Raw genomic sequence first — 25,264 nt, 5'->3', positions numbered from 1 at the left:
GGCGGTCGCTTAACGCTCGGGCTCAGAGCCAAGACGTCCCTTGACGAAATCCGGCGTGGGATGGAGGTCGAGACGACGTCCCGCCTTGAGTACTTGGCTTGGTACTTCATGGTGCACCAGGCCCGGCAGCAGCGAGGCGGCGTTGAGCGTTTTGTCGAGATCAACACCGGTGTTGTAGCCCATCAGCTCCAGCATATGGACGAGGTCCTCGGTGCAGACATTGCCGGTTGCCCCAGGAGCGTAAGGACAGCCGCCGAGCCCTCCGAGGGAACTGTCGAAGCGGTCGGCCCCGGCCTGGATCGCCGCCAGGGCGTTGCTCAGCGCCATACCGCGAGTGTTATGCAGGTGCACGGTGAGCTGGAGGTTCGAAAAGCGTTCCTTGAACGCGGATATCACCTTGGCAACCTGCGTTGGGTAAGCCATGCCGGTGGTATCGCAGAGGGTGATGCCGCGCACGTCCATTTCCGCGAAGCGCTCCACCCAGGAGAGTACCGTGTCCAGCGGCACTTCACCCTCCATGGGGCAACCGAAGGCGGTGGAAAGTGAGACGTTGATAGCGGTGCGCGTTGGCTGCACTTCCTTGACCACCTCCTTCAAACCGCTGAAGGAAGCCTCGCGCGTCATCCTCAGGTTCGAGAGGTTGTGGCTTTCGCTGGCCGACATGACCAGATTGGCCTCGTCGACATCACAGGACAGCGCCCGTTCGGCACCGCGAACATTGGGCACCAACACCGTGTACTCGACGCTGGGATTGCGGATGATGCCCTGCATGACCTCTTCAGCGTCGCGCAGCGCCGGAATCGCCCTCGGAGAGGTGAAGGAAGTCACCTCAATCTTGGCGTAGCCGCACTCGCTGAGCTGATTGACGAGTTCGATCTTCCTGCCGGTATCCACGAAGTCGCTCTCGCTCTGGAAGCCGTCTCGCGTCACAACCTCCTGCATATGAATCTTCTTGCCGTCGCCTTTCATGTCGTCTTGCCTCCGCCTTGAATCAGATGACGCCCTTTTCTTTCATCTTCGCCTGTGTCTCGGCATCGATGCCGAGTTCATCGAGGATCTGCCTGGTATGCTCACCGAGCTTGGGCCCGGCACCCCCCACCCGCCCCGGAGTGCGGCTCAGCTTTGGGATCACACCGGGAACTTTCAGGCGCGCGCCTGAGGGCAGCGTGATGTCTTCGAGCATTTCACGACTGACGAAGTGAGGATCCTTGACGATGTCAGCTGCGGTATAGGGATAGCCGGCCGGCACTTTGGCCTCGTCGAGTTGCGCGATCACGAAGTCACGCGAATGCTGCAGGGTCCAGTCGCTGATGGCGCCGTCAATCAGTTCGACGTGCTGGCTGCGGCCGTCGTTGTGCTCAAGGCGCGGATCCTCGGCTAGATCGGGACGCCCGATCACCTGCATCAAACGCTTGAAGATGCTGTCGCCGTTGCCGGCGATAATGACGTAGCTGCCATCTTTGCAGGGGTAGGCGTCGGATGGCGTGATGCCAGGCAGGGCGCTACCGCTGGGCTCGCGGATATGGCCGCAGGCGTCGTACTCGGGAATCAGGCTCTCCATCATCGAGAAAACGGCTTCGTAGAGAGCGATGTCGATGTACTGGCCCTTTCCGCTGCGTTCCCTCTCATGCAGTGCCAGCAGCGAGCCGATGACCGCGTAGAGCGCGGAGAGCGAGTCGCCGATACTGATGCCCACCCGTACCGAGGGTTGATTGGGGAAGCCACACAGGTAGCGAAGCCCGCCCATGGCCTCACCGATGACACCGAAGCCCGGCTTGTCGCGGTAGGGGCCGGTCTGGCCGTAACCGGAGACGCGCACCATGATCAACCGGGGGTTGATGGCCGACAGTTCCTCCCAGCCAAGCCCCCACTTCTCCAGAGTGCCCGGGCGGAAGTTCTCGATCACGATGTCGGCATCGCCAACCAGTCGCTTTATGACCTCCTGGCCCTCCTCCGACTTGAGGTCCAGTTCCAGCGAGCGCTTGTTGCGAGCCTGGACATGCCACCAAAGCGAGATACCGTCCTGGACTTTTCGCCATTTGCGAAGAGGATCGCCCTTGCTCACAGGCTCCACCTTGATGACGTCGGCGCCAAACTCCCCAAGGAGCTTGGTGGCGAAGGGACCGGCGATCAATTGCCCAAGCTCGAGAACTTTCAGTCCTTCAAGAACTTGTGTATTTTCCATCGGTATTCCACCTTAACCATTTCAGACATGCTCGAAGTTTGTCCACGCTCCTGTCCTCGCACAATCAGGCATTTGCCAAGCCCCCCTTCACAATCGACGAAGTCAGGAACCAACCGCCACTCCCGGCCACCGTTGAGGACACCATCCGATGATGCGATTCGATTTTGTGACGCTTAGGCTTTTCATCGCTATCGCCGATGAACGCAGCCTGACCGCCGCCGCCAACCGAGAAAACATGGCGCTCGCCGCGGTGAGCAAGCGCATCAGCGATCTCGAAAGCCAGGTGGGCTCCCCGCTTCTCTACCGCCGTCCCCGGGGTGTGGAACTGACGCCTGCAGGCCACGCCCTGCTCCATCATGCGCGAAATGTCTTCGATCAACTGCGCCACTTGAGCGCCGACCTGAGCGAGTACAGCGAAGGGGTTCGCGGCCACGTACGCCTGCACGCCAACACCTCGGCGATCATCCAGTTTTTGCCCGAGGACCTGTCGCGTTTCTCTACCGAACATCCCGGCGTCAAGATTGACCTGGAGGAAAAGCTCAGCACGGAAGTCATCGCCGCGCTCAAGGAGGATCTCACCGATATCGGCATCTTTGCCGGCCACATGCCCTCAGGAGACCTGCACACCTTTCCCTACCGAACCGACCAGTTGGTATTGGTCATTCCCAAGGGACATCCGCTGGCAGGCCGCGACACCATCCTGCTCTCGGAGGCTTCCGAGTACGACTTCATCGGGCTGGAACAAGGCTCTTCCCTTCACCAGCTAGTGACGAAAAATGCGCGACAACTGGGAAAAAACCTGCATATGCGCATCCAGGTCAGAAGCTTCGAGGGCATCCTGCAGATGATCGACAAGGGCATGGGCGTGGGTGTGCTTCCAGAAAAATCCGTGCACAGTCATTTGCCGAGCCTCGACATCGATACCATTGCCCTCAGGGACGCCTGGGCCAGACGAGAGCTAGTGATCGGCGTGAAAAATCCGGACGATCTTTCCACCATTAGCAAACAAATGCTGTCCCACCTCACGGAAAAACCAGAATTGTAATCGACTGATGTTGGCTTATTAATTCTCTGACTTCGCGGACCACGAAGCCAGGCTTTGCGATTTAGTGATGTTCATTCGTGACTCGTCGCCCTAAGGTCAAACTGACTTCCTCCGGGAAGGCATCGATCTCAACAACAATTAGCGACGTCAAGCAAACGAGAGTGACATCATGAAAATGCATGGCAAAGCCAAGCTCACGGCAGCAATCTCCTGCGCGCTCATTTCCACCGCGGCCTGGAGTTTCGAACCTTCCGGAAAGGTTGACTGCATCGCTCCCTCTGACCCGGGAGGCGGCTGGGACTTCACCTGCCGTTCCGTGGGCAGGGTCCTGCAGAATCTCGACCTGGTGCCCGCGAGCGTACAGACCATCAACATGGCGGGAGCCACCGGTGGCGTCGCCTTTTCCCACGTCGTCTCCAAGCGCAGCAACGACCCCAAGCTGCTGATCGCTGCCTCCACCACCACCGCGGCCGGCCTGGCCCAGGGCCTCTTCCCCGGCATGACAGCAGACATGGTGGACTGGGTGGGCGCCCTCGGCGCCGACTACGGCATCATTGCCGTCGCTGATGACTCGCCCTACCAAAACCTCAACGATCTAATGAGTGCACTTCAGGAAGACCCGACCTCGGTGACGTTCTCCGGCGGCGACTCCAAGGGTAGCTGGGATCATCTCAAGCTGCTGATGGCGGCCCAGAAAGCGGGAGTGAGCGATCTTCGCGATATCAAGTACCTGCCCTACGATGGTGGCGGCGAAGCCCTGACCCAGGTGGTGGGACACCATGTGGACGCCTTCACCGGCGACATCAGCGAGGCTCGCGGCTTCATCAAGTCCGGCGACCTGCGCGTGCTCGCCGTGCTCTCCGACGAGCGCCTGCCACTGGAGGAGTACGCGGACATTCCCACCGCGAAGGAACAGGGTATCGATCTGGTCGGTGCGAACTGGCGGGGCTTCTACATTCCCTCGGACATCCCCGACGACGCCAAGCAGTACTGGATCGATTCCATGAATACGCTCTACGAGAGCGACGAGTGGAAACAGGTCATGATGGATAATGGCCTGATGCCCTTCCACCTCTCCGGTGAGGAGTTCACCAACTTCGTCACCGAGCAGATCGCCTCCATTGAGCAGATTTCATCCGATCTTGGTATCGCAAGATGACCGTCAACGACCGCATCGTCGGCGTACTGATGCTCACCCTGGCCGTCGCGTACGGTTGGGGTGCGACCCAGTTCTCCGAACCGTTCGGTGGCGACGGCGCTGTCGGCCCATCCACCTTTCCCAAGGTGATATCCGTGATCGTTGCGCTGTGCAGCCTCTACCTCATCGTGAAACCCGATCCGGACAATCCCTATCCGAGCTGGCGAACCGGGCTTGAGCTTGTCTTCGCCATGCTGGTGATGATCGCCTACACCCTGCTGCTCGAGCCGCTGGGCTTCATCCTCGCCACCCTGGTAGCAGTGGGCACCCTGTGCTGGCGCATGGGAGCCAGACCCCCGCGAGCCTTCGGCATCAGCGCAGTTGCCGGCGTCGCGGTGTATGCCCTGTTTACCTACGCTCTCGACCTGGCGCTGCCGCTGGGCGTACTGAGTATCCTGGAGGTATAGCCATGGAAACCCTGGGCTATCTGATCGACGGCTTCGGTGTCGCCCTGGCACCACACAACCTGATGTTTGCGTTACTGGGCGCCTTCCTCGGCACCCTGATCGGAGCGTTGCCGGGCCTCGGCCCGGCCAACGGCGTGGCCATCCTCATCCCATTGGCCTTTACACTGGGCCTGCGTCCGGAAACGGCCCTGATCATGCTCACCGCCGTCTATGCCGGCGCCATGTACGGTGGCCGCATTTCCGCCATCCTACTCAATATCCCCGGCGACGAGCCGGCGATGATGACCTGCCTCGACGGTTATCCCATGGCCCAGAAGGGGAAGGCCGCCGAAGCGCTGGCGATCTCGGCAATCGCGTCTTTCGTGGGCAGCTTGCTGGCGACGCTGGGCCTGATCGTCCTGGCCCCCCTGCTCGCCAAGTTCGCTCTCACCTTCGGTGCCGCCGAATACTTTGCTCTCTTCGTGCTGGCCTTCGCCACACTAGGCGGCGTCACCGGCAAGAATCCGGTCAAGACGATCCTCGCCGCAGGTATCGGGTTGATGATCGCCACGATAGGTATCGATTCGACGGGGACGCAGCGCTACACCTTCGGCAGTTTGCATCTCTACGAGGGTGTCGACTTCATCATCGCTATCGTTGGTTTATTCGCCATCTCCGAGCTACTGCTCTTCATCGAAGACCGGGCTGGAGGTGGGAAACCCTTGGTCACCATCAGTAAACTCAATCTTGGCCTGAGAGATATCGTTGCCATTCTGCCCACCAGCCTTAGAGGCGGTATGCTGGGATTCATTGCAGGCGTGCTTCCGGGTGCCGGAGCATCATTGGGCAGCTTTGTCAGCTATACACTCGAGAAGCGCTTGATTGGACGCAAGGGGCATTTCGGTTACGGAGACCCAAGAGGTGTCGCGGCTCCAGAGGCTGGCAACAACGGCGCTTCGTCAGGGGCACTGGTTCCCATGCTCACCCTCGGGGTGCCTGGCTCAGGCACCACTGCCGTGCTACTCGCCTTACTGATTTCGATGAATATCACTCCTGGTCCGCTAATGTTCACCCAGAACGCGGACATCGTCTGGGGCGTGATCGCGGCACTACTGATCGGCAATTTCCTGCTTCTGCTCATGAATATCCCGCTGGTTGGAATATTCGTGAAGCTACTCTCCATTCCGCCGATGTACCTGCTTCCCATCGTCACCATGGTCGCCTTTGTGGGAATCTATTCGATAAGCCATTCCTCGTTCGACCTGTATTTCATGGTTGCCTTCGGGGTAATAGGCTATCTTCTGCGCAAAGTTGATATACCGCTCGTGCCCATCATTCTTGGGTTGTTGCTTGGTCCCGAGATGGAGACGAACTTGCGCCACACGTTGGATATTGCCAATGGCGATTGGATGTCGCTTTGGAGCAGTAATCTTTCTATCAGCCTATGGCTAATTGCCATACTCGGGCTGGCACTCCCCTGCTTCATTGGTCCTTTACTTCGCAAGAGAATGCAGCTCAAAGAAAACACCTGAACAATGACATGTCTTGAGCACTAAAATGAACATCTTAATATGCCCAGATAGCTATAAGGATTCTCTCAGTGCTCGCGAGGCCGCTGATGCCATTGCCACTGGCGTCAAGCTTGCCGCCCCGGAAGCGGCGATTGACAAATGCTCACTCGGAGATGGCGGTGAGGGAAGTCTGGATATACTGATCAGCACCACTGGAGCAGAGCGGCGGACTGCTCGGGTGCACGATGCTCTGGGACGCCCTTGTGACGCCGACTGGGGATGGCATGGTGATTCTCGCACGGCCTGTATCGAGCTGGCCGAAGCAAGTGGTCTTCAGTCATTGGCCCATGATGAACGCACCGCTCTTCACAGTTCGACCTATGGCGTTGGCGAGTTGGTTCGTGCGGCTCTCGATGCGGGTGCTGAGCGGCTGCTGGTCACGCTGGGAGGTAGCGCCACCAACGATGGCGGTGCAGGCATGTTAACGGCGTTAGGTGCACAGCTTCTGGACTGCGATGGTCAGCCGTTGCCACCAGGGGGCGCTTCACTCGAGCGACTAGCGAGCATCGGTTTGAGTGACTTCGATCCTCGCCTTGCCAATCTTGTTGTCGAAGCCGCGGTAGATGTCGACAACCCCCTCCTTGGTGAGCGCGGAGCAAGTGCCGTATTTGGACCGCAGAAAGGTGCAAGCAATGACGAGGTCTTGCGTCTGGACAAGGCGCTTCAACATCTCGCAGATGAAACAAGGAAAGTGCTTGGCATCGATTATCGGGATATTGCGGGAGCTGGAGCTGCCGGTGGTATGGGCTTTGCGCTGGCTACCTTTCTCGGTGCAGAGGTGATGCCGGGAATAGAATTGATCATGCGCCATGCCGGTATGAAAGACCGCCTCGCATGGGCCGACCTGGTCATCACAGGCGAAGGGCAACTGGACGGCCAAAGCCTTGCTGGAAAAACTCCGATCGGTGTCGCGCGTGCCGCGCGCGATCATTGCATACCAGTGATTGTTCTGGCTGGCCGCTTGGGACCCGGCTGGAAAGCTGTGCTCGATGAGGGCGTAACAGGCGCATTTGCCCTTGCTGACGGACCAATGGACCTGGACGAGGCGCTGTCCAGGTGTGCAGAACTTCTGAGTGATCGATCCGAGAACCTCATCAGAACCATGAAGCCAATACCCCTGAGGAATCCCAATCACCCCCGCTGCGCCATGGCCCGGCGAAACTCCTCGTGGTAGGCCTCGGCGTGCTGTGCTGGATCCAGCGGGAAGCGCCCAAGTTCGACAGCGAGATCGAAAAAGCCCTTGGCGGGCAAACCCTCGCCCCTGCGACTGACAACCAGCGCGGCGACAAAGGGTCGCCTCTGCTCAGCGTCTTCGCGCATTAGCTGCTCGAGCGCCGAGGCGACACGCTGGATGGTGCGCGGCGGCTCCAGCGCCTCGGCGAGCTGCTGGTAGGTCATCGGCAGCTCAGTCTCAGGCGCTGTCTCGAGGATCTGGCGGGCCCGTGCGGCAAGCGGTGTATTGTGATGACAGGCTATCATCGGCGCGCTCTACCTCTTGATCGGTCCAGTTCAACAAAATTGGGGTTCCAATCACAGCCTCGATAACTGTCGTGCTGTAGCGATCAACAACCCCGAAAGGTTCTGCTCCACTTCCTCGGGCATGCTCCTTAGCCGAGACATCGAGATGCTGACCGCCGCTCGCGGTCGGTTGTGCCTGTCCAGTACCGGTACCGCAATGGAGATGTCGGAGAGAAAATACTCCTCTACCGACAGCGCGTATCCCTGGCGCTTGAATCGAGCCAAGCGCTCCATGATCGCAGGCACCTCGTACACAGTATTGGGCGTGTAGGCCTTTCGCTGCGTCCGTTCCAAGACCTCCAGAGCCTCCTGTTCTTCCAACTGCGATAGCATCGCCAGCCCAGGCGCCGTGCAGAATGCCGGAAGGCGCGATCCGATGGTGATGTCCGTATCCAGCATGTTGCGGCTCAGCAAGCGGGAGAGATACACCACGTCTTGCCCGTCCAGAATCGTCAGGCTGACCGAACCTTCCGTTTCCTTGCTCAGGTTCAGCAGGTAGGGGCGAACCTTGTCGACCAGGGGGTGCGCATGGAGGTAGTGCGCGGCGATATCCAGCGTGCGCACGCTGGGCTCGATCAGTTGCGTCTCCTCATTGCGCTGCAAGTAGCCTAGCTGCGTCAAGGTGTGCACGAAGCGTTGCGCCGCACTGCGGTCCATGTCGCAGCGTTCCGCCAGCTGCTTGACGCTCATCGCCGGGTGCTCGGCATCGAAGACTTCGAGGATCCGAAACGCCTTCACCACACTCTTGACCATCAAGCGGTCCACTTTCCCTATTTCATTCAAAGCCTTACCCCTCCCTAGCCCGATCTTTCCGTGAGAAAAATCGCTTCTCGTGTCGATTTTGGGTTTTACAATGCTTGCTATTCAACTACATTGATTAAATGTAGATCATTACTGATCGCATTGCAATCACAAAGACACAAACAATCGAGAGGCAATCATGTCCGAACACATCCTCACCCACAAGCAAGGCCGTGTAGGCGTCATTACCCTCAACCGCCCCGACGTCCTCAACGCTTGGCACAGCGAGATGCGCCAGCAGCTCATCGCCGCGCTCGAGGAGTTCTCCAGCGACGATTCGCTCGGCGCCATCGTGCTGACCGGTGCGGGCGAGCGAGCCTTCAGTGCCGGCCAGGATCTCAACGAGACTCGGTCCTTTGACGCCGAGCGAGCCAAAAGCTGGGTGGGAGAGTGGGAGACGCTCTACGACAAGCTGCGCAGCAGCCCCAAGCCCATCATTGCCGCGCTTAACGGGGTGGCGGCCGGTTCGGCCTTCCAGGTGGCCCTGCTGTGCGACTTCCGTATCGCCCATGCCGACGTGCGCATGGGACAGCCCGAAATCAACTCAGGTATCGCCAGCACCACCGGCCCCTGGATCATGCGCGAACACCTGGGGCTCGCTCGCACCATCGACCTGACCTTGAGCGGTCGCCTGATGAATGCCGACGAGTCGCATGCCCTCGGCTTGATCAACCGTCTGGTCGCGGCCGATCAGGTTCTGCCGGAAGCGCTGGCGCTGGGCGAAGAACTCGCCGACAAGCCACCCGTTGCGATGCGCCTGGATCGTCAGCGCTTCAAGGAGATCACCGAGCCGGGCTTTCGCGACTGCCTCGAAGCGGGGGTTCGCATCCAGGGCGAGGCCTACGCCTCGGGCGAACCGGCACGCATGATGGAGCTCTTCCTCAAGCGCCGAAACGGTTGAAGATAGAGATCTGACCACTATGATATTCAACCTCAACGATCCCAGTTTCATTATCGCGCTGCGCGATATCGCAACGCGCGAGCCGGAGCGCTTGTTCGGGAGCTTCGACCAACGTCCCCTGACGTTCGGCGAGCTCGACCATCAGGCCGAGGCACTCGCCGCCTACCTTCGCCGGGAGTTGGGCATTCGCCCCGGCGAGCGTGCCGCGGTCATGATGCATAACGGCCCGGAGGCCATCGCTATCCTGTTCGCCCTGGCCAAGGCCGGTATCGTCTGGGTGCCGGTCAATGCCCGCCAGCGTGGCAATGGCTTGAAGTACATCCTCGAGCACTGCGATCCCGCGGTCCTGTTTACCGATGCCGACCTGTGGCCGGTCGTCGTCGATAGCGGGGCGGCATTCACGGGCAAGACGCTGCTGCTGGGAGGCGCGGAAGACACGATCTCCGAGCACCTGGACGGCAGGGAAAGGCTGGACGCCCCGGCGCCAGTCATGTCGGAGCTATACGCCTTGATGTACACCTCCGGCACGACGGGCAAGCCAAAGGGGGTACGCGTCACGCATGCGATGATGGCCTATGCCCTCAAGAGCGTCGAGCTGCTGTGCTCGATCGAGCCGGGCGACGTCTTCTTCCAGTGGGAGCCCTTCTATCACATCGGCGGCGCCCAGATGCTGTTGCTGCCGCTGTTCTTCGATGTGCGGCTCAGCCTGACCGAGCGCTTCAGCGCCAGTCGCTTCTGGGAGCAGGTCAATGCCAGCGGTGCGACTCACATTCACTACCTGGGAGGGGTGCTGCAGATATTGCTGAAGCAGCCGCCCAGCGAGCTGGAAACCACACACAACGTGCGTACCGCCTGGGGCGGAGGCTGTCCAAGCGACATCTGGTCGACCCTGCAGGATCGCTTCGGCTTCGAGATCCGCGAATGCTACGGGATGACGGAAGCCTCGAGCCTGACCACCTTCAATGCCGAAGGAAAGCCGGGATCGGTGGGCCGTGCCGTTCCCTGGCTGGACATCGCCATTCACGATGACCAGGACCGCCCGGTACCGACAGGCGAACCGGGCCAGGTGGTGGTCCGTGAAACGCAGCCTGGCGTGCTGTTCGATGGCTACTTCCGCAACGCCGAGGCCACGGAGAAGACGCTGACAAACGGCATGCTACATACCGGCGACCGCGGCTGGCTCGATGCGGACGGCTTTCTCTATTTTCTTGGGCGCATCACCGATAGCGTGCGCTGTCGGGGCGAGAACGTCTCGGCCTGGGAGGTGGAATCGGTCGCCCAGCTGCACCCCGATGTCGAGGAGTGCGCAATGGTCGGTGTCGATGCCGACATCGGAGAGCAGGAGATCAAGCTCTTCCTGAAGCCGAAAGCCGGTCGCGTCATTGAGCTGCGTGAGCTTTACCTCTGGTTGAAGGAGCGCCTGGCCTCCTACCAGTGCCCGCGCTATCTCGCCATCGTGGAGGAGTTCGAGCGAACCCCCAGCCACCGCATCGTCAAGCATTGCCTGCCCACGACCCTACACGAAGCCTGGGATAGCCAACGGCTTCATTGACCATGAACCAGAGGACAAAATGGATAACAACGACAAGAGAAAAGACCCGACCACCTTCCCTACAACTAGAACAGAGGAGACCAACAGCATGGTCCATGCATTGAGCAAGACAGTCGCCATTACCACCCTGACGCTGGCAGCCAGCAGCCTTGCCTACGCCGACGTTTGGGACCTTCCTTCTCCGCAACCGTCGGATAACTACATCACCGAGAACGTAAGCTGGTTCGCCGATCAGGTGCGCGAGGCCACCGATGGCGAGCTGGACATACGCGTCCATCCGAGTGGATCGCTGTTTCCCGGCGATCAGATCAAGCGCGCCGTACAGCGCGACCAGGCACAGATCGGCGTTCACGTCCTTTCTGCCCATCAGAACGAGAACATCCTTTACGGTATCGATTCCGTGCCTTTCCTGGCGAATTCCTTTGAAGAGTCCGCACAGCTATGGAAAGTGACCAAACCAGCGCTGGACGAGTTGATGGCGGAGCAGAATCTTCAGTTGCTCTATCACATTCCATGGCCTCCGCAAGGCGTCTTTTTCGACCGCGAGATCGACTCACCCGAAGATGCGGAGGGGCTCAAGTTCCGAGCCTATAACACCGCCACGGCGCGCTTTGCCGAGCTGATGGGCATGACGCCGACCCTGATCGAGGAGGCCGAGCTTTCGCAGGCGGCCGCCACCGGCATGGTGCAATCGCTGATATCCTCCGGGGATCCCGTCTACAACCATCAGCTGTGGGACTACCTCCCCCACTTCTACGATGCCAAGGCTTGGCTCGTCCTTAGCCACGTCTTCGTCAACAAGGAGCGGTGGGAAGCCCTCGATGAGGAAACGAGGCAGGAGGTCCTGGCCATTGCCGAAGAAGCCGAGCAGCGCGGCGAGAAGCAGGCCCGCGAGCTCACCGATGCTCTCAAGAGCCGGCTGAGCGACAAGGGCGTTGCGATCAACCAGCCTGACGAGGAACTGCAGGCGGAATTCACCCGTATCGGTGAAGAGATGCAGGAGGAGTGGCTAGAGAAAGCCGGCCCGCAAGGCCAGCAACTGGTAGAGGAATATCGTGCAATGCAGTGACAGCACGATTCACGTCCCCATTCCACGGAATGGGGACTCCGCTTCGCTGGATGGAACTAGGGGTAGCTCCCATGAACACCTCCTCTTCTCGTGCCGTCAGATGGCTGGAAACGCTCTATCGCGTCTTCGGATATCTTGCCGCGCTTTGCATTTTCATCATGCTGGTCGTGATCGTCGTCCAGGTGGTGCTGCGCTGGAGCGGCATGACCCTGCCTGGCGCCACCAACTATGCCGGCTACCTGATGGGCGCCAGCACGTTCCTTGCTGCGGCCTATACCTTTCACGAAGGTGGGCATATCCGCGTCGGCCTCCTGGTGGAGCGACTCGGGCGCTTTCGTCCCATCGGCGAGCTGTGGTGCCTGCTGGTCGCCGGCGGCATTGCCGGCTTCATCACGTGGCATGCCTTCGATGCGGCTTATTGGTCCTATCAGTTTGGTGACGTCTCATCGGGGCAAGATGCGATGGCGCTCTGGATACCCCAGTCGCTGCTTGCACTCGGCTCCACGGCCTTCACGATTTCGATACTCGATCATTTCGTTCGCACTCTGGCCGCTTTGATTCGTTCCGCTCGTGCCAACCACCACGGAACCCATCCCGTGAGGAGTCTTTGATGGATTTCACCGAACTGGCCATTGCGCTTCTGCTCATCCTTTTCCTGCTGCTGGGCTCCGGCGTCTGGGTGGCCCTGTCCCTGGTCGGGGTGGCCATCGTGTGCATCGCGTTCTTCACCGGCCGCCCGATCGGGGCCTCGATGTACAGCACGCTTTGGACGTCATCGACGAGTTGGACGCTCACGGCCCTTCCTCTGTTCATCTGGATGGGGGAAATCCTTTACCGCACACGACTTTCCGAAAGCCTCTTCCGCGGGTTGAGCCCTTGGCTCAGTTGGTTGCCTGGGCGGCTGATGCATACCAATGTCATCGGCTGCACCCTGTTCGCCGCGGTCTCCGGCTCTTCCGCCGCCACGCTGACCACCGTGGGCAAGATGTCCATGCCTGAGCTCAGCAAGCGTGGTTATTCCGATTTCATGAGCGTGGGGACCCTGGCCGGGGCCTCCACCCTTGGCCTGATGATTCCCCCCTCGCTGACCATGATCGTCTATGGCGTGATTACCAATCAGTCCATCCCCAAGCTGTTTATCGCGGGGATACTCCCTGGCCTGATATTGGCCGCGCTGTTCATGGGGTATGTCGTGGCCTGGGGAATCCTGAAAAAGCCCAATATCGTCAAAGAGCCGGCCATGACAATGAAACATCGCCTCTATGAATCGCGCCTGCTGATTCCTGTTGCGCTGTTGATCCTCACCGTGATCGGTTCGATGTACTCCGGCCTCGCCACCGCGACGGAAGCCGCCGCCCTCGGGGTCGTCGGTGCCCTGCTGCTTGCCGCCATACAACGCAGCCTGACCTTTTCCTCACTGGTGGAAAGCCTGATGGGGGCAGCGAAGACCTCCTGTATGATCGCCTTGATACTGGCAGGCGCCTCGTTCCTGACGCTGGCGATGGGGTTTACCGGACTGCCGCGCGGCCTGGCCGAGTGGGTGGGGTCCCTGGATCTCTCTCCCTTCATGCTCCTGGTGGCGCTGATGCTCGTCTACATCGTGCTGGGCTGCTTTCTGGATGGCATCTCGGCAGTGGTGCTGACCATGGCAGTCGTCACGCCCATGCTCAATGAAGCCGGCATCGATCTGCTCTGGTTCGGTATCTTCGTCCTGGTCATGGTGGAGATGGCCCAGATAACGCCCCCCGTAGGCTTCAATCTCTTCGTCATGAAGGGCCTGACCAACCACAGCCTTGGCTTCATCGCCAAAGCGGCGGCGCCGATGTTCCTGATCATGGCTCTCATGGCGCTGTTGCTGATTGCCTTCCCCGGCTTGGCAACGTTTCTGCCTGGCTATATGAATGAGGCTACGCTGTGACCCGATCCTAGCCGTTGTCATCACGCCCCCTGACTGGGGGCGTGCGGAACATGGGGGTGAGCTTGCCCCTCGCTGAAGTGAGCCGTGCAGCGGTGGGTACCATGAATGAGGCGGCCGGTACCGGCCCAGAAGGCACCAGGATCCTCAAGGCGATGGGCTCGATGCTTCGTGGCAAAGGCCGAAGCGCTTTGTCACATCAGCCCTGACGCTGATCCTTGTTGTCGGTCGCTTGGCAGATCAATCCCTTCCGCACCAGCGTTGCGACAGCGGTCATTCCCTGCTTGTAATTGAACGGCGGCTTTCGCTGGTTATCGGAATTTAGCGATGGCGCAATTGCCTCTCCCAAGCCACTGCAGTGGTTTTACGGTATCACCGACTGTTCCCCTTCGAACAATGCACGCAGGTTGCCGATCTCGCGGATCATGTGGGCGCGAAAAAGCTGCACCCGTTTGTTCTGCTTCAGGTCGGCATGATAGAGCAGCCAAAGCCCCAGATCATGCGCGGCATCGGGGGGACGATAGCGTTGAAGGCTTTCTTCGCCGTCCCCCATAAAGCAGGGCAGATAGGCGAGGCCCAGATCCTGCTTCAGCGCGGCAAGGGTGAGCAGTGTGTCGTCGATATAGAAATTATGGTCGTGATCGGGGCAGGCCTCGCTGGTCCATGACCGATGGTACTCACAACATTCGATACCGAGCCATCTTGGTTTGCTGCCCTTTGCGAGTGAGCGCAGGTAATTGCACGACCCGTAGACGGCCGAAGTCACGGTCGTCAGGCGGGTGCCGACCAGCGTCTCGGGCGGGGTGTTGGTCAGCCGGATGGCAACGTCGGCTTGGCGTTCGGCGAGGCTGACATATTTATTTGACACATGGATATGAAGCCTGGTTTCCGGCTGCTCCATGCTGAAACGGGCGAAGACGGGAAGCAATATCGTCGAGGCCATGTTGTTGATGGCCGTGACCGTAAGCTCACCTCCTGCAAAGTTGTCCTGATTGGAAAGCGCTCCCTCAAGACCGATCACCTCGCGCTCGATCCGCTGGGCGGAATCCCTCAATTCCTCGCCGGCCTGGGTCAGTTCGAACCCGGACTTCTTGCGTTCAAACAGAGTGGTGCCAAGTTGCGCCTGAAGTGATTTGACCCGGCGCGAGACGGTCGAATGTTGCACCTTCAGCCGGTTCGCGCCGCCGCTGATGGATCCTTCGCGGGCCACCGCCAGGAATATTCTCAGATCGTCCCAGTGCATCAGCACCTTCCTCAAATTGCATTATTGCAATCCGTATGTCGATATTTCGAGAATTGTTTTGACGGTAGGCGGGGAGCACCCTCTAGGTAAGCAAAGTCTTTCCGGGAGGGGAAAATGACAACTCCAGCTTTCGACCCAGTCAAATTCAAGAGTACCACGCGCCAGCAGTGGGATGCTGCCGCCGAAGCCTGGGACCGCTGGTCACCGCTTCTGTCGCGCTGGCTGGGACCGGCGACCGAGCTGATGCTCGACATGACCGGTGTCAAACAAGGCAGTCGCGTGCTCGACGTGGCGGCGGGCGCGGGGGAACAGACCCTAGCGGCGGCTCGGCGGGTCGGCCCGAGCGGCTATTTGCTGGCAACCGATATCTCGCCGGGCATCCTCGATTACGCTGCACGGAACGCCAAGCTGGCAGGGCTTGGCAATGTTGAGACCGCAGTTGTTGACGGCGAAGCGCTTGGCGAGATCAATGCCGAGCCGTTCGATGCGGTGATCTCGCGGGTGGGGCTGATCTACTTTCCCGACCAGCATGCCGCGCTGACCGGGATGAAGCAGCACCTGCGGCCCGGCGGGCGGGTCGGCGCGATCACCTATGCGGCGGCGGACAAGAACGGTTTCTTTTCCGGCCCGGTCGGCATCATCCGGCGCCGCGCTGCGTTGCCCGCGCCCTTGCCGGGCCAACCCGGCCCCTTCAGCCTCGGCGATCCCGATGTGCTGGCAAAGCGGCTGGCGGAAGCTGGTTTCACGAAAGTGGAGATCGAGATCGTAGAGGCTCCGGTGCGTTTGAGATCAGCGGAAGAGTGCCTGCAATTCGAACAGGAATCCTTCGGCGCTCTTCATCAGATGCTGGCCGGCCTTTCCGCCTCCGAACAGGACGAAGCCTGGGCGGAGATCGAGGAACTGCTGGAGACATACGAGCAAAACGGCCAGTTCAACGGCCCGTGTCAGATGCTGGTCGCCGCCGCAACCAAAGCCGGTTGAGCGCCCAAAATCCAAGGAGGAGTCAAAATGACTACGACACATAAAGGAACCTGCTTTTGCGGTAGCGTTGAAATCGAAGTTTCCGGCACCCCCGAAGGGATGGGCTATTGCCACTGCGCTTCCTGCCGCGCGTGGTCGGCGGGGCCGGTGAACGCGTTCAGCCTTTGGAAACCCGGAAGCGTGCGGATCACCAACGGGCAGGACCTGCTCGGCGAATTTTCTGGGGTGCCGAACTCGGTGCGCCAGTTCTGCAAAAAATGCGGCGGGCACATCATGACGGATCACCCGGAGTGGGGTGTGACCGACGTTTTCGCAGCGGTGCTCCCCAGCCTTGCCTTCGTTCCGGGCGTGCATGTGAACTATGCCGAAGCTGTGCTTCCGATGCGGGACGGCCTGCCCAAATTCAAAGACTTTCCAGCTGAAATCGGCGGATCGGGCGAACAGGTGACGGAATAGCGTTCCGCCTTACGCGGGCAAGGCTCAAAAAGGGAGAGAAAGGTATGACCAAGATCGCAATCGTTCAGGAACCGCCAGTGTTTCTGGATCGTGAAAAGACAATCGCCAAGGCTGTCGAAAAGGTTGCCGAGGCGGCGGCGCACGGTGCGGAGATGATCGTGTTCAATGAGGCCTTTGTGCCCGGCTATCCGGCCTGGATCTGGCGTCTTAAACCTAGTGGCGACTGGGGTCTGAGCGAGACGTTGCATACAAGGCTGGTGGCAAATGCCGTCGATCTGTCGAGCGATCAGATGCAGCCGCTTTATGATGCGGCGGCAAAGGCCAAAGCGACCGTGATCTGCGGCATCAATGAGCGCGACAGCAAGACCAGTGGCACGACGGTCTATAACAGCCTTGTCACGATCGGGCCGGATGGCGCCCTCATCAATGTGCATCGCAAACTGATGCCGACCAATCCCGAACGCATGGTCTGGGGATTTGGCGATGCCAGCGGGCTTCGCGTCGTCGATACGCCCGCCGGCCGGGTCGGGGGGCTGATCTGCTGGGAAAACTTCATGCCGCTGGCGCGGTATGCGCTTTACGGTCAGGGCATCGAGATCCATGTCGCGCCGACCAATGACAGCGGCGACGGCTGGATCGGCAGTTTGCAGCACATCGCCCGCGAGGCGCGCTGCTGGGTACTTGGTGCAGGCAATGTGCTCCGCGTCGCTGATCTGCCGGCGGATTTTCCCGACAAGGACCGGCTCTACCCGAACGCTGAGGAATGGATGAATATTGGCGATAGCGTGGTGATCGCCCCAGGTGGAGAGATCATCGCCGGCCCGATGCGCAAGGAGGTCGGCCTGCTCGAGGCGGACATCGACATAGCTCGTGTCGCCAGCGCCCGCCGTGCCTTTGACGTGGCCGGGCACTACAGCCGTCCCGACGTCTTCACGCTGGAGGTTGATGCCCGGCCGCAATGCTCGATCGCGTTCAAACGTTGAGCCCGCACTTCACCGACGAGACGGCGGCGTCACCCTGCTCTTCACCGTGCCACTCAACAACGAGCTGACCAGTGCCAGGGCAACTGGCGATGCAGGCGCCGTATGGACGCGCTACCTGAAAGCGTGGACCTTGTGGAACCACGTGCATACGCTCGGCCTCGACAGCCGCTAGCGGCTGCTTCATCGCGGCGCTGCTGACCCTGTAAGGCGACAGCCCTACCTAGCTCGGCTAGGCGACTCGCCGCTTGAGCATACCGAAGGCCTTGACCCCCGCCAGCACAACGGCACCAGCGAGCACGCCAATGACGGCATTCAGTGCCGTCTCGCTGAGCGGACCGAGGATCGTGCCGACACTGGGCAGATCGGCTGCAAAGTGAGCCAGCGCCTCGATGCCGTGGTGCACGGCGGGCAGCCCATGCGCCAGGATGCCGCCCCCGACCATGAACATGGCGGCGGTGCCGATCACCGAGAGCGACTTCATCAGGTAGGGCGCCACCAGCACGATGGCGTTGCCCACGGCCTGGGCCGGCGCAGCGCTACGCTGGCTGAGGTAGAGGCCGAGGTCGTCGAGCTTGACGATGCCGGCGACCAGGCCATAGACGCCAACAGTCATGATCAGGGCGATGCCCACCAACACCGCGACCTGCTGCAGGAAGGGCGTACCGGCCACGCTGCCCAGGGTGATGGCGATGATCAGCAGCGCTGCCGGCACCAGGATCGCCTTGTTGCGTAGCGAACCCTTGGCCACCGCCCACACCACCGGCAGTTCCCGGTCGGCCTTCACCCCGCTCACCTGCTGGGCGTTCAGCGCCAGGTCGTCACCGAGCACTCCAGCGGTCTTCTTGACCGCCACCTTGGTCATCAACGACACATCGTCGAGGATCGTCGCGATATCGTCGATCAGCGTGAGTAAGCTTGCACCGGCCAATGTCGATCTTCCTGTTTGGATAAGGGAATGGGGCTACCCCTTGCAGCATGGCATAAATTGCACGCAATCGATCACTACGGGCTGGATGAGCCGAACTCACCGATCATTTAATCCCTTTCCGTCGAGAATTCTCGATATACACTTTTCAATCCTTGACACTCGAGTCCTGGATTGCTTGGCACCAGAAAAATGAAGGATGTATCCTCTTTGTCGCCCCGGCGTCAATGCTTCAAAAGCAGTTTTCAAGACAGGATCTTCATTTAATTTATCTTGAAATTCTTCAGGAAATTCGAGTTCTCTTTTCTCTTTGAAATCCACCTTCAAACCGGCTTTCTCCACTTCAATGGCTTCATGAATATAGGCTTTCAATCTGGCTTCCAGCTCATCTATTTCTTGCACTCCAGTAAAGCGAATTTGGCGCATCGCCTGTGAATGCTCCCCAGGCTTGACGAGAATACCATCGGCATCATTCAACAAGGCACCCTTAAAAAATCCAAGCGCACAGTATTCTTTTATCCCATATATCATAACCACGTTACTTTTCTGGAACGTGTAACACAGCTTACCCCACTTCACTTCTTCGGTCAGTTGACAGTCAAGAAGGATCGCTCTCAACGTCTTCCTTTCTTCTTGCCACTTGTCCTTCCTTAAAAGTTCATCAACCTTTGGATTCATATCGTTCATTTATTGACACCCTCTCCTGACCGGTTGCAAGCTCCCCTGGACAAACACCAACCGGCGTGCGCCGGTTGGTCCTGGAGCCAAATGGCGCACCCGGAGCTGATGATTGCTCAATAAGAAGTGGGGCGATCCGGCTTTGCGTTAGTGCCGGCAGCCGGAATATCGAACATGGGTAACTGTTCGCCCGAATGGAAGGCTGCGAAGATGGCTTAATTAGGGAATACTCCTGATCTATTCTCTTTCCCATTTGATCTGAAACTCTATCTCCTCTTCATCATCTGACCGTTCGTGTTCGATGGTGAATTTGGCTCGAACAGGCACATAAATGCGTTCGCCAGCAATCTGTATCTCGAAACGATCTTCGTTCTCGATAGCATCTGCGAGACGCCGCAGCTTGGCCACGAAGTCGGCCTTCGGGTAGCCCTTCTCTACGTCACGTTCTTCTTTGGATTTCATATTGTCTTCTCCTTGATCGCTTTGTTACGCCCAACGCCTGATGTGCAAACAGTCTCGGGTCCAGTCTAGCAGGCAATCCACACCTTCCACCCAGCGACGGAAGGCCGGCGCATACAAGAAAATGAGACAGGCACCTCGACAACTAGCTGAACTCCTCGGTGTCGATATCCGCCTGCAGGGCCTCGCTGTAGCGGGACCCCGCCACCTGGTCCGGTGTCATCATGGCATTCAGCCGAGCGTGGGTGGCCGCATCCAGGTTGACCTCATCGGCACCGAGGTTCTCACGCATATGGTCAACCGATCGCGTCCCGGGGATCGGGATGACGTCCTCCCCCTGCCCCTTGAGCCAGGCCAGCGCCAGTTGCCCGGGAGTGCAGTCCACCTCCCGGGCCACGGCCAGGAAGTCCTCGAGCAAGCGCAGGTTCTTGGGGTAGTTCTCGGCGCTAAAGCGCGGCATGCCTCGACGGATGTCGTCCTCCTCCAGGCTCGCCACCTCTTTCAGGGTGCCAGTCAGAAAGCCTCTCGCCAGGGGACTGAAGGCCACCAGCGCCGTGCCCGCCTCGCGGCAGGCGTCGAGCAGGGCGATCTCGGGGTTGCGGGTCCACAAGGAGTACTCGGACTGCACCGCGGCAACGACGTGCTCGGTCCTGGCGCGTCGTAGCGTGGTAGCGGAGACCTCGGACAGGCCGAGTGCGCGGATCTTGCCCTCCTCCACCAGACGCCCCAAGGCCCCGACGCTTTCCTCGATGGGCACCTGTCGATCCAGGCGGTGCAGGTAGTATAGGTCCAGATGGTCGGTCCGCAGGCGCTCGAGGCTGGCCTCGCACTGGCGCCTGAGCGTCTCGGGATGTCCGTCGATCACCTTTTTGCCGAGCCTCGGGTCGATGGCCATGCCACACTTGCTAGCCAGCAAGACCTGATTGCGCTTGCCTTGCAGTGCCCGGCCCACCAGGCGCTCGTTGGCACTTGCCCCGTAGAGTGTTGCGGTATCGAAGTGGCGATAGCCCATGTCGAAGGCGGCATCGAGGACGCGCAGCGCCGCGGGCTCGGACAGGGGTTTGCCGTAGGCGTGGGAGAGGTTCATGCAGCCCAGGCCGATGGTGGGCGCGGCGATTTCCTGCAGGCGATGAAGGACGGACAACATGAGGGGATCCTTGAGCACAATCTGATTTATACATAACGGCAGCGGCCGGAAAGCCGGCACGCGGTTTGCGATACGCATCCACTGAAGTGGGGGAAGTCCAGCATCGGCTGCAGCGCCTTGTTAGGATGCAGGCGATCACTCATGTTGCAAGATGTTGATGAGCTTTCCAAAAGGGTCGCGGACGTAGAATCTCCGTACACCCCAAGGCTCGCTTACAGGCCCATACTCAATAGGCACATTCGCCTCTTTGAACCGCGTTATTGCGGCTTCGATATTATCGACTTCAATAGATAAATCGGGCACGGCAGTCCCTGAGCCGCCCTCGGACCCGAAACTCACCTGAACAGTCATCTTTGCATCTGAGCCGTAAGTTTGAAACCAACCGTGATCCATAAGCAGTTCAAGGCCCAATATGTCCCCGTAAAAGGTTGCCGCCTTGTTGAGGTCTGATGTCGCTGTGTTGGCCATGATTCGTTTGACTTTCATATTTCACCTTGATTTCTATTTTGCACCCTAACAGTGATGATGACGCGCTCAGTTATCCAGATGAACGTGCCTGCGCGTTCAAGTCAATAAACGCGCCTACCTAGGCACCGATCATCCGTCAGCCGGAGTCAAGCCCCCCTCCGCTTCCACTGCCTACGCTTTGTCTGAAAACTGCCTGCGCTCGCCAACTTTTCAGACAAAGCATAGCGAAATCCGAATCCCGCCCACCCAACGTTCACTGGGGGCATGGTCGAGCCAGGAATCGCGATCAGGGATGACCTTTGCCACCCGTGGCGCCGTAGACCTGACCGGAGGAGTAGCTGGATTCCTGCGAGGCGAGCAGGACATAGACACTGGCCAGCTCCACCGGCTGGCCGGGGCGACCCATTGGCCTATCCTCACCGAAGTTCTTCACATGCTCTTGAGGCTGGCCGCCACTGGGTTGCAACGGCGTCCAGAACGGACCGGGCGCCACGGCGTTGACGCGAATGCCCTGATCGACGACCTGTTTGGCTAGCGACTTGGTGAAGTTGACGATTGCCGCCTTGGTCATCGAGTAATCGAGCAGGACCTCGGGCGGGTCGTAGGCGACCACGGATGCGGTGTTGATGATCGAGGCGCCTTCCGAGAGGTACGGCATGGCGGCCTGTGTGATCCACAGCATCGCGTAGAGGTTGGTCTTCAGGGTGGCGTCGAAATCCTCGGTGGTGATATCGAGGAGCGAGGCCTTCCACTGCTGCCGTCCGGCGTTGTTGACCAGAATATCGAGCCCGCCGAGTTGGTCCACCGCCGAGTCGACCAACTCGCGGCAGAACGCCTCGTCACGAATATCGCCGGGAATGGCCACCGCCGTGCGCCCTTCCGCCTCGATGAGTTCGATCACCTCCCGGGCATCCGATTCCTCGGCTTGCAGGTAGTTGATCGCCACGTCGGCGCCCTCGCGGGCATAGGCGATCGCCGCCGCGCGACCGATACCGGAATCGCCCCCGGTGATCAGCGCCTTGCGCCCGGTCAGCCGGCCACTGCCCCGGTAGCTCTTTTCGCCGTGGTCCGGGGGCGGGTCCATTTTATTGGCCAGACCCGGCCATTCTTGCGGCTGTGCGGAAAACGGCGGCCGGGGGTATTGGCTGGTCGGGTCGAAGAATCGATCGGATTCCATGGTTTCACCTCCACGACATCGGATCGCTTCCAGCTTTCAGGCTTCTTTCCTAGACCCTAGTCAGTGGGGTCGGCAATACCAACCACGGCCGGTAACCGTATGTTGTAAAGACGCAACATCTCGGAGTCGACGGACGGACAATTCTGAAACAACGCGCCGCCGAGGCATTCGCCCTTGGCGGCGTTTCGTCGATGAGCGTGTGCCAGTGGCAGACTCTCGCCCCTGCAGCTGACGACCAGGGTGGCAATAAAGGGTTGCCCCTGCTCGGCGTCTGCGCGCATCACTTGTTCGAGCGCCTGAGCGACACGCTGGATAGTGCGCGATGGCTCTAGCGCCAGCATCTCGGCGAGCTACTGGTAGGTCATCGGCCTCATTGCCTCGGGCACCGTCTCGACGATCTGGCGGACTTGTGCTGCAAGCTGTGTATTGTGATGCCGGGCTGTCTTGGGAACCCTCTTGATCAGTTCCCTGATGGCGTTGTCCGGGTCGCATTTCTGATGGTTGAGTGATTGATATCACTCCGAACAACCCTGTTTTCAATGTCTTCCGAATGCCTGAAAGTTCGAGACAGTTCAATCCACCGTCTAAAGAAGTCGGCAACATAGGTCGCCAATGGCGAGCCATCAACCGGGATCTCATGCAAGCTGTTGATGGCAGAACGACATGTGGCTTCAGGTATCGTGGAACCCGAATATCTGGCAACCAATTCTTTTACATAATCACGGCTGAACTCTGGATGAAACTGTACGGAAAGCGCCGGAAAATCATATTGGATAATACCGTTAGGGCAATGCTCTGACCCCCCCGCCACCTTGGCTTCAGGAGGCAGAATAGCAACTTGATCTTGGTGAAAGACAAATGTTCCTGTTGAGAAGCAATCGCTCGAGAGCGAGGAAAAATACTTCTGGACCCCAATTCCCCAGCCATTTTTCGCTTTTTGCGTCAGCCCACCAAAGGCATCTGCCATGATTTGGTGCCCAAAGCAGATGCCAAATACCGGACGATCCATGTCCTTTACCTCTCGAAGAAACGATCTCATGGATTGCATCCACAACAGCTCATCGTAGCTGCTATGGCGGGAACCGGATAAAATGTAACCATCATAAGCGTCAGGAGAGGGCAATGACTCTCCCGACACCGGCGAGCATAAAAAAAAGCTTGCCTCAGGCAGACTGGGGCCGAGCCAACGAGAAATCATATCTGGATATGATCCATAGGTTGGACTTAGGTCATCAGGAACCAGACCATTCTCAAAAATACAAATCTTCATGATTTATGGACCGCAACAATGTTTGACTTGATTGGTATCGCCATGTTCAGGGACAACTCGCGATGGCATGACATTCCAATATCACACCACCCCGACGGCTTGCAGCCTCTCTCGCTCCTCTAGCAGCATCTTACGATAACGTGGCTGTTGCTTTTCTCCATTGATGGATGTAATGCCGATCAAGGACCCATCGCGATAGTAGCCCAAGGCGAGCGTCTCCCCGCTCGTGAAGGAAGCATCCAGGCTTCCCTCGATTGGCTTTACACTATCGCCAAGTGACGGCATTCCAATTCCCTGAATTTTAACGGCAAATTGATCGCTCCAGAACGAAGGGACAATGGGCCTTAGGGCTACATGTACAGGCGCCCTCTCCCCCTCAAGGTGGGACAAGAGGCTGGCGACACCACATCGAGCCGTTTCTCCGGCAATATTCCAGTGCTCAATTCGGCGCGGTGAATCATCGAAAAGGGGATTCTTGAAACGTGCAACGTCTCCTACCGCGATGACATTGGGATAGCCCGGCAGAGACAGGTCGCTATGGCATAGCACACCATTGTCGAGGTCTAGTCCGTTGCCAGCCAGCCACTCCGTGTTCGGTGTTGCACCCACGGCCTCGACGAGTATATCGCTATCGATAGTCGTCCCATCAGCCAGCTTCACGCCCAGGAGGGCACCGTCATGGTTATGTTTTATCTCGGATATCTGAGAGTCCAGATAAAGCGCTACGCCATGAGAGCGATGGTACGCCAACAGCTCCTCCGAGAGTGCACGGCCTAGCACGCTGACTAGCGGTGCCTTGGCGGAATCAATGACCGTCACGTGACAGTCCAGCTTGCGAGCGGTGGCTGCCAGTTCACAGCCGATGAAGCCAGCACCGGCAATGGAGATACGGCACCCTTTTTTCAGCACGCGACCCAGTCGCCAGGCATCGCTCAGAGTGCGAATACGGTAACGCTGTGGTTCGCCACCTGATAACGGCAGTTGTCTTGCGCGTAGCCCGGTGGCGATTACCAAGCCGCCATAGCTTAGTGTTTCGCCATCATCCAGTACAACCTGCTGTTTTTCCAAGTCCGATGAGATAGCCCGCTTTCTCAATAGCCAATGGATGTCACCCAAGCGAGGCTTGAGTGCCAAGGCTAGCTTTTCATGCAGGGCTTCGAGAGACCCACTACGGGCATCGGCCAGAGCTTGTTTCGAAAGAGGGGGACGGTTGTAGGGCAAGTGCTCTTCTTCCCCTACCAGGGTGATAGGTCCTGACCAACCCTGGCTGCGCAGTTGCTCCGCACTGCGCAGCCCCGCCAGAGAGCTACCGACAATAACAATCGGAGATGACATA

26 protein-coding genes are annotated in these 25,264 nt (G+C 59.2%); 13 read left to right on the top strand and 13 right to left on the bottom strand.

Features of this window, described 5'->3' with window-relative positions:
- Positions 1-9: 9 nt before the first annotated feature.
- Complete coding sequence (locus ACFOEV_RS20290) at positions 10-969, bottom strand: hydroxymethylglutaryl-CoA lyase (protein WP_386776713.1); 960 nt, start codon at positions 967-969, stop codon at positions 10-12.
- 22 nt (positions 970-991) lie between these two features.
- On the bottom strand, positions 992-2,185 hold the full coding sequence (locus ACFOEV_RS20285; protein WP_386776712.1) for a CaiB/BaiF CoA transferase family protein: 1,194 nt from the start codon (positions 2,183-2,185) through the stop codon (positions 992-994).
- Between the two features lie 148 nt (positions 2,186-2,333).
- Between ACFOEV_RS20285 and ACFOEV_RS20280 the strand changes: the two genes are divergently transcribed.
- The 5 genes from ACFOEV_RS20280 (at position 2,334) to ACFOEV_RS20260 (ending at position 7,559) form a co-directional block, all read left to right on the top strand.
- A complete protein-coding gene (locus tag ACFOEV_RS20280) occupies positions 2,334-3,230 on the top strand; it encodes a LysR family transcriptional regulator (protein WP_386776711.1) in 897 nt (298 codons plus the stop codon).
- A 169-nt stretch (positions 3,231-3,399) separates the two neighbouring features.
- Entirely contained in the window at positions 3,400-4,389 is a 990-nt protein-coding gene (locus tag ACFOEV_RS20275) for a Bug family tripartite tricarboxylate transporter substrate binding protein (protein WP_386776710.1), read from the top strand.
- The gene (locus ACFOEV_RS20270; RefSeq protein WP_386776709.1) at positions 4,386-4,835 is read left to right on the top strand and encodes a tripartite tricarboxylate transporter TctB family protein; all 450 of its coding nucleotides are present in this window, start codon (positions 4,386-4,388) and stop codon (positions 4,833-4,835) included. Before ACFOEV_RS20275 ends, ACFOEV_RS20270 begins: the two co-directional genes overlap by 4 nt.
- Positions 4,836-4,837: 2 nt before the next feature.
- Positions 4,838-6,346 carry a tripartite tricarboxylate transporter permease gene (locus ACFOEV_RS20265; protein ID WP_386776708.1) on the top strand — a complete coding sequence of 503 codons (1,509 nt, stop codon included), beginning with the start codon at positions 4,838-4,840 and terminating at the stop codon, positions 6,344-6,346.
- 25 nt (positions 6,347-6,371) lie between these two features.
- The gene (locus ACFOEV_RS20260; protein ID WP_386777067.1) at positions 6,372-7,559 is read left to right on the top strand and encodes a glycerate kinase; all 1,188 of its coding nucleotides are present in this window, start codon (positions 6,372-6,374) and stop codon (positions 7,557-7,559) included.
- On the opposite strand, the gene ACFOEV_RS20255 is transcribed toward ACFOEV_RS20260, so the two are convergent.
- The gene (locus ACFOEV_RS20255; RefSeq protein ID WP_386776707.1) at positions 7,517-7,864 is read right to left on the bottom strand and encodes a hypothetical protein; all 348 of its coding nucleotides are present in this window, start codon (positions 7,862-7,864) and stop codon (positions 7,517-7,519) included. The genes ACFOEV_RS20260 and ACFOEV_RS20255 overlap by 43 nt on opposite strands.
- A gap of 51 nt (positions 7,865-7,915) precedes the next feature.
- Complete coding sequence (locus ACFOEV_RS20250) at positions 7,916-8,656, bottom strand: IclR family transcriptional regulator (protein ID WP_386777065.1); 741 nt, start codon at positions 8,654-8,656, stop codon at positions 7,916-7,918.
- Positions 8,657-8,843: 187 nt separating this feature from the next.
- Here ACFOEV_RS20250 and ACFOEV_RS20245 point away from each other — a divergent pair, with 187 nt between their 5' ends.
- From ACFOEV_RS20245 to ACFOEV_RS20225, 5 genes are all read left to right on the top strand, one after another.
- Entirely contained in the window at positions 8,844-9,605 is a 762-nt protein-coding gene (locus ACFOEV_RS20245) for an enoyl-CoA hydratase/isomerase family protein (RefSeq protein ID WP_386776706.1), read from the top strand.
- A gap of 19 nt (positions 9,606-9,624) precedes the next feature.
- Complete coding sequence (locus ACFOEV_RS20240) at positions 9,625-11,157, top strand: class I adenylate-forming enzyme family protein (RefSeq protein ID WP_386776705.1); 1,533 nt, start codon at positions 9,625-9,627, stop codon at positions 11,155-11,157.
- A gap of 19 nt (positions 11,158-11,176) precedes the next feature.
- Positions 11,177-12,226: a TRAP transporter substrate-binding protein gene (locus tag ACFOEV_RS20235; protein ID WP_386776704.1), complete on the top strand. Its 1,050-nt coding sequence runs from the start codon at positions 11,177-11,179 to the stop codon at positions 12,224-12,226.
- Between the two features lie 71 nt (positions 12,227-12,297).
- Positions 12,298-12,837, top strand: a complete 540-nt coding sequence (locus ACFOEV_RS20230; protein ID WP_386776703.1) for a TRAP transporter small permease subunit — start codon at positions 12,298-12,300, stop codon at positions 12,835-12,837.
- The gene (locus tag ACFOEV_RS20225; RefSeq protein ID WP_386776702.1) at positions 12,837-14,144 is read left to right on the top strand and encodes a TRAP transporter large permease; all 1,308 of its coding nucleotides are present in this window, start codon (positions 12,837-12,839) and stop codon (positions 14,142-14,144) included. The genes ACFOEV_RS20230 and ACFOEV_RS20225 overlap by 1 nt, the downstream gene beginning before the upstream one ends.
- 361 nt (positions 14,145-14,505) lie before the next feature.
- On the opposite strand, the gene ACFOEV_RS20220 is transcribed toward ACFOEV_RS20225, so the two are convergent.
- Positions 14,506-15,384: a LysR family transcriptional regulator gene (locus ACFOEV_RS20220; RefSeq protein ID WP_386776701.1), complete on the bottom strand. Its 879-nt coding sequence runs from the start codon at positions 15,382-15,384 to the stop codon at positions 14,506-14,508.
- Positions 15,385-15,498: 114 nt separating this feature from the next.
- Here ACFOEV_RS20220 and ACFOEV_RS20215 point away from each other — a divergent pair, with 114 nt between their 5' ends.
- From ACFOEV_RS20215 to ACFOEV_RS20205, 3 genes are read left to right on the top strand one after another with little or no spacing between them, the layout of a single operon-like run.
- A complete protein-coding gene (locus ACFOEV_RS20215) occupies positions 15,499-16,365 on the top strand; it encodes a class I SAM-dependent methyltransferase (protein WP_386776700.1) in 867 nt (288 codons plus the stop codon).
- A 27-nt stretch (positions 16,366-16,392) separates the two neighbouring features.
- Positions 16,393-16,821: a GFA family protein gene (locus ACFOEV_RS20210; protein WP_386776699.1), complete on the top strand. Its 429-nt coding sequence runs from the start codon at positions 16,393-16,395 to the stop codon at positions 16,819-16,821.
- A 44-nt stretch (positions 16,822-16,865) separates the two neighbouring features.
- Positions 16,866-17,804: a carbon-nitrogen hydrolase family protein gene (locus tag ACFOEV_RS20205; protein ID WP_386776698.1), complete on the top strand. Its 939-nt coding sequence runs from the start codon at positions 16,866-16,868 to the stop codon at positions 17,802-17,804.
- A gap of 229 nt (positions 17,805-18,033) precedes the next feature.
- Here ACFOEV_RS20205 and ACFOEV_RS20200 read toward each other — a convergent pair whose 3' ends face one another.
- The 8 genes from ACFOEV_RS20200 to ACFOEV_RS20165 all read right to left on the bottom strand — a co-directional run bounded on the left by ACFOEV_RS20200 (position 18,034) and on the right by ACFOEV_RS20165 (position 25,263).
- Complete coding sequence (locus ACFOEV_RS20200; RefSeq protein ID WP_386776697.1) at positions 18,034-18,732, bottom strand: DUF808 family protein; 699 nt, start codon at positions 18,730-18,732, stop codon at positions 18,034-18,036.
- 96 nt (positions 18,733-18,828) lie between these two features.
- Positions 18,829-19,416, bottom strand: a complete 588-nt coding sequence (locus tag ACFOEV_RS20195; protein WP_386776696.1) for a YdeI/OmpD-associated family protein — start codon at positions 19,414-19,416, stop codon at positions 18,829-18,831.
- Between the two features lie 228 nt (positions 19,417-19,644).
- Positions 19,645-19,869, bottom strand: coding sequence for an amphi-Trp domain-containing protein (locus ACFOEV_RS20190; protein WP_386776695.1), 225 nt, complete (start codon positions 19,867-19,869; stop codon positions 19,645-19,647).
- Between the two features lie 142 nt (positions 19,870-20,011).
- Positions 20,012-21,013 carry an aldo/keto reductase gene (locus tag ACFOEV_RS20185; protein ID WP_386776694.1) on the bottom strand — a complete coding sequence of 334 codons (1,002 nt, stop codon included), beginning with the start codon at positions 21,011-21,013 and terminating at the stop codon, positions 20,012-20,014.
- Between the two features lie 135 nt (positions 21,014-21,148).
- Entirely contained in the window at positions 21,149-21,499 is a 351-nt protein-coding gene (locus ACFOEV_RS20180) for a VOC family protein (protein ID WP_386776693.1), read from the bottom strand.
- 268 nt (positions 21,500-21,767) lie between these two features.
- Positions 21,768-22,658 carry an SDR family oxidoreductase gene (locus ACFOEV_RS20175; protein WP_386776692.1) on the bottom strand — a complete coding sequence of 297 codons (891 nt, stop codon included), beginning with the start codon at positions 22,656-22,658 and terminating at the stop codon, positions 21,768-21,770.
- Positions 22,659-23,118: 460 nt separating this feature from the next.
- On the bottom strand, positions 23,119-23,928 hold the full coding sequence (locus tag ACFOEV_RS20170) for a type 1 glutamine amidotransferase (RefSeq protein WP_386776691.1): 810 nt from the start codon (positions 23,926-23,928) through the stop codon (positions 23,119-23,121).
- Between the two features lie 81 nt (positions 23,929-24,009).
- Positions 24,010-25,263, bottom strand: coding sequence for an NAD(P)/FAD-dependent oxidoreductase (locus ACFOEV_RS20165; RefSeq protein WP_386776690.1), 1,254 nt, complete (start codon positions 25,261-25,263; stop codon positions 24,010-24,012).
- Position 25,264 lies beyond the last annotated feature (1 nt).

This window comes from Litchfieldella rifensis (assembly GCF_042646605.1).
In the GTDB taxonomy this organism is placed as follows: Bacteria; Pseudomonadota; Gammaproteobacteria; order Pseudomonadales; family Halomonadaceae; genus Litchfieldella; species Litchfieldella rifensis.
This window is presented reverse-complemented; position numbering and strand designations above follow the sequence as displayed.

Bases quoted from the DNA above. Each gene is read 5' to 3' on its own strand.
- ACFOEV_RS20290 (WP_386776713.1), bottom strand. From the start codon at position 969: ATGAAAGGCGACGGCAAGAAGATTCATATGCAGGAGGTTGTGACGCGA.
- ACFOEV_RS20285 (WP_386776712.1), bottom strand. From the start codon at position 2,185: ATGGAAAATACACAAGTTCTTGAAGGACTGAAAGTTCTCGAGCTTGGG.
- ACFOEV_RS20280 (WP_386776711.1), top strand. From the start codon at position 2,334: ATGATGCGATTCGATTTTGTGACGCTTAGGCTTTTCATCGCTATCGCC.
- ACFOEV_RS20275 (WP_386776710.1), top strand. From the start codon at position 3,400: ATGAAAATGCATGGCAAAGCCAAGCTCACGGCAGCAATCTCCTGCGCG.
- ACFOEV_RS20270 (WP_386776709.1), top strand. From the start codon at position 4,386: ATGACCGTCAACGACCGCATCGTCGGCGTACTGATGCTCACCCTGGCC.
- ACFOEV_RS20265 (WP_386776708.1), top strand. From the start codon at position 4,838: ATGGAAACCCTGGGCTATCTGATCGACGGCTTCGGTGTCGCCCTGGCA.
- ACFOEV_RS20260 (WP_386777067.1), top strand. From the start codon at position 6,372: ATGAACATCTTAATATGCCCAGATAGCTATAAGGATTCTCTCAGTGCT.
- ACFOEV_RS20255 (WP_386776707.1), bottom strand. From the start codon at position 7,864: ATGATAGCCTGTCATCACAATACACCGCTTGCCGCACGGGCCCGCCAG.
- ACFOEV_RS20250 (WP_386777065.1), bottom strand. From the start codon at position 8,656: ATGGTCAAGAGTGTGGTGAAGGCGTTTCGGATCCTCGAAGTCTTCGAT.
- ACFOEV_RS20245 (WP_386776706.1), top strand. From the start codon at position 8,844: ATGTCCGAACACATCCTCACCCACAAGCAAGGCCGTGTAGGCGTCATT.
- ACFOEV_RS20240 (WP_386776705.1), top strand. From the start codon at position 9,625: ATGATATTCAACCTCAACGATCCCAGTTTCATTATCGCGCTGCGCGAT.
- ACFOEV_RS20235 (WP_386776704.1), top strand. From the start codon at position 11,177: ATGGATAACAACGACAAGAGAAAAGACCCGACCACCTTCCCTACAACT.
- ACFOEV_RS20230 (WP_386776703.1), top strand. From the start codon at position 12,298: ATGAACACCTCCTCTTCTCGTGCCGTCAGATGGCTGGAAACGCTCTAT.
- ACFOEV_RS20225 (WP_386776702.1), top strand. From the start codon at position 12,837: ATGGATTTCACCGAACTGGCCATTGCGCTTCTGCTCATCCTTTTCCTG.
- ACFOEV_RS20220 (WP_386776701.1), bottom strand. From the start codon at position 15,384: ATGCACTGGGACGATCTGAGAATATTCCTGGCGGTGGCCCGCGAAGGA.
- ACFOEV_RS20215 (WP_386776700.1), top strand. From the start codon at position 15,499: ATGACAACTCCAGCTTTCGACCCAGTCAAATTCAAGAGTACCACGCGC.
- ACFOEV_RS20210 (WP_386776699.1), top strand. From the start codon at position 16,393: ATGACTACGACACATAAAGGAACCTGCTTTTGCGGTAGCGTTGAAATC.
- ACFOEV_RS20205 (WP_386776698.1), top strand. From the start codon at position 16,866: ATGACCAAGATCGCAATCGTTCAGGAACCGCCAGTGTTTCTGGATCGT.
- ACFOEV_RS20195 (WP_386776696.1), bottom strand. From the start codon at position 19,416: ATGAACGATATGAATCCAAAGGTTGATGAACTTTTAAGGAAGGACAAG.
- ACFOEV_RS20190 (WP_386776695.1), bottom strand. From the start codon at position 19,869: ATGAAATCCAAAGAAGAACGTGACGTAGAGAAGGGCTACCCGAAGGCC.
- ACFOEV_RS20185 (WP_386776694.1), bottom strand. From the start codon at position 21,013: ATGTTGTCCGTCCTTCATCGCCTGCAGGAAATCGCCGCGCCCACCATC.
- ACFOEV_RS20180 (WP_386776693.1), bottom strand. From the start codon at position 21,499: ATGAAAGTCAAACGAATCATGGCCAACACAGCGACATCAGACCTCAAC.
- ACFOEV_RS20175 (WP_386776692.1), bottom strand. From the start codon at position 22,658: ATGGAATCCGATCGATTCTTCGACCCGACCAGCCAATACCCCCGGCCG.
- ACFOEV_RS20170 (WP_386776691.1), bottom strand. From the start codon at position 23,928: ATGAAGATTTGTATTTTTGAGAATGGTCTGGTTCCTGATGACCTAAGT.
- ACFOEV_RS20165 (WP_386776690.1), bottom strand. From the start codon at position 25,263: ATGTCATCTCCGATTGTTATTGTCGGTAGCTCTCTGGCGGGGCTGCGC.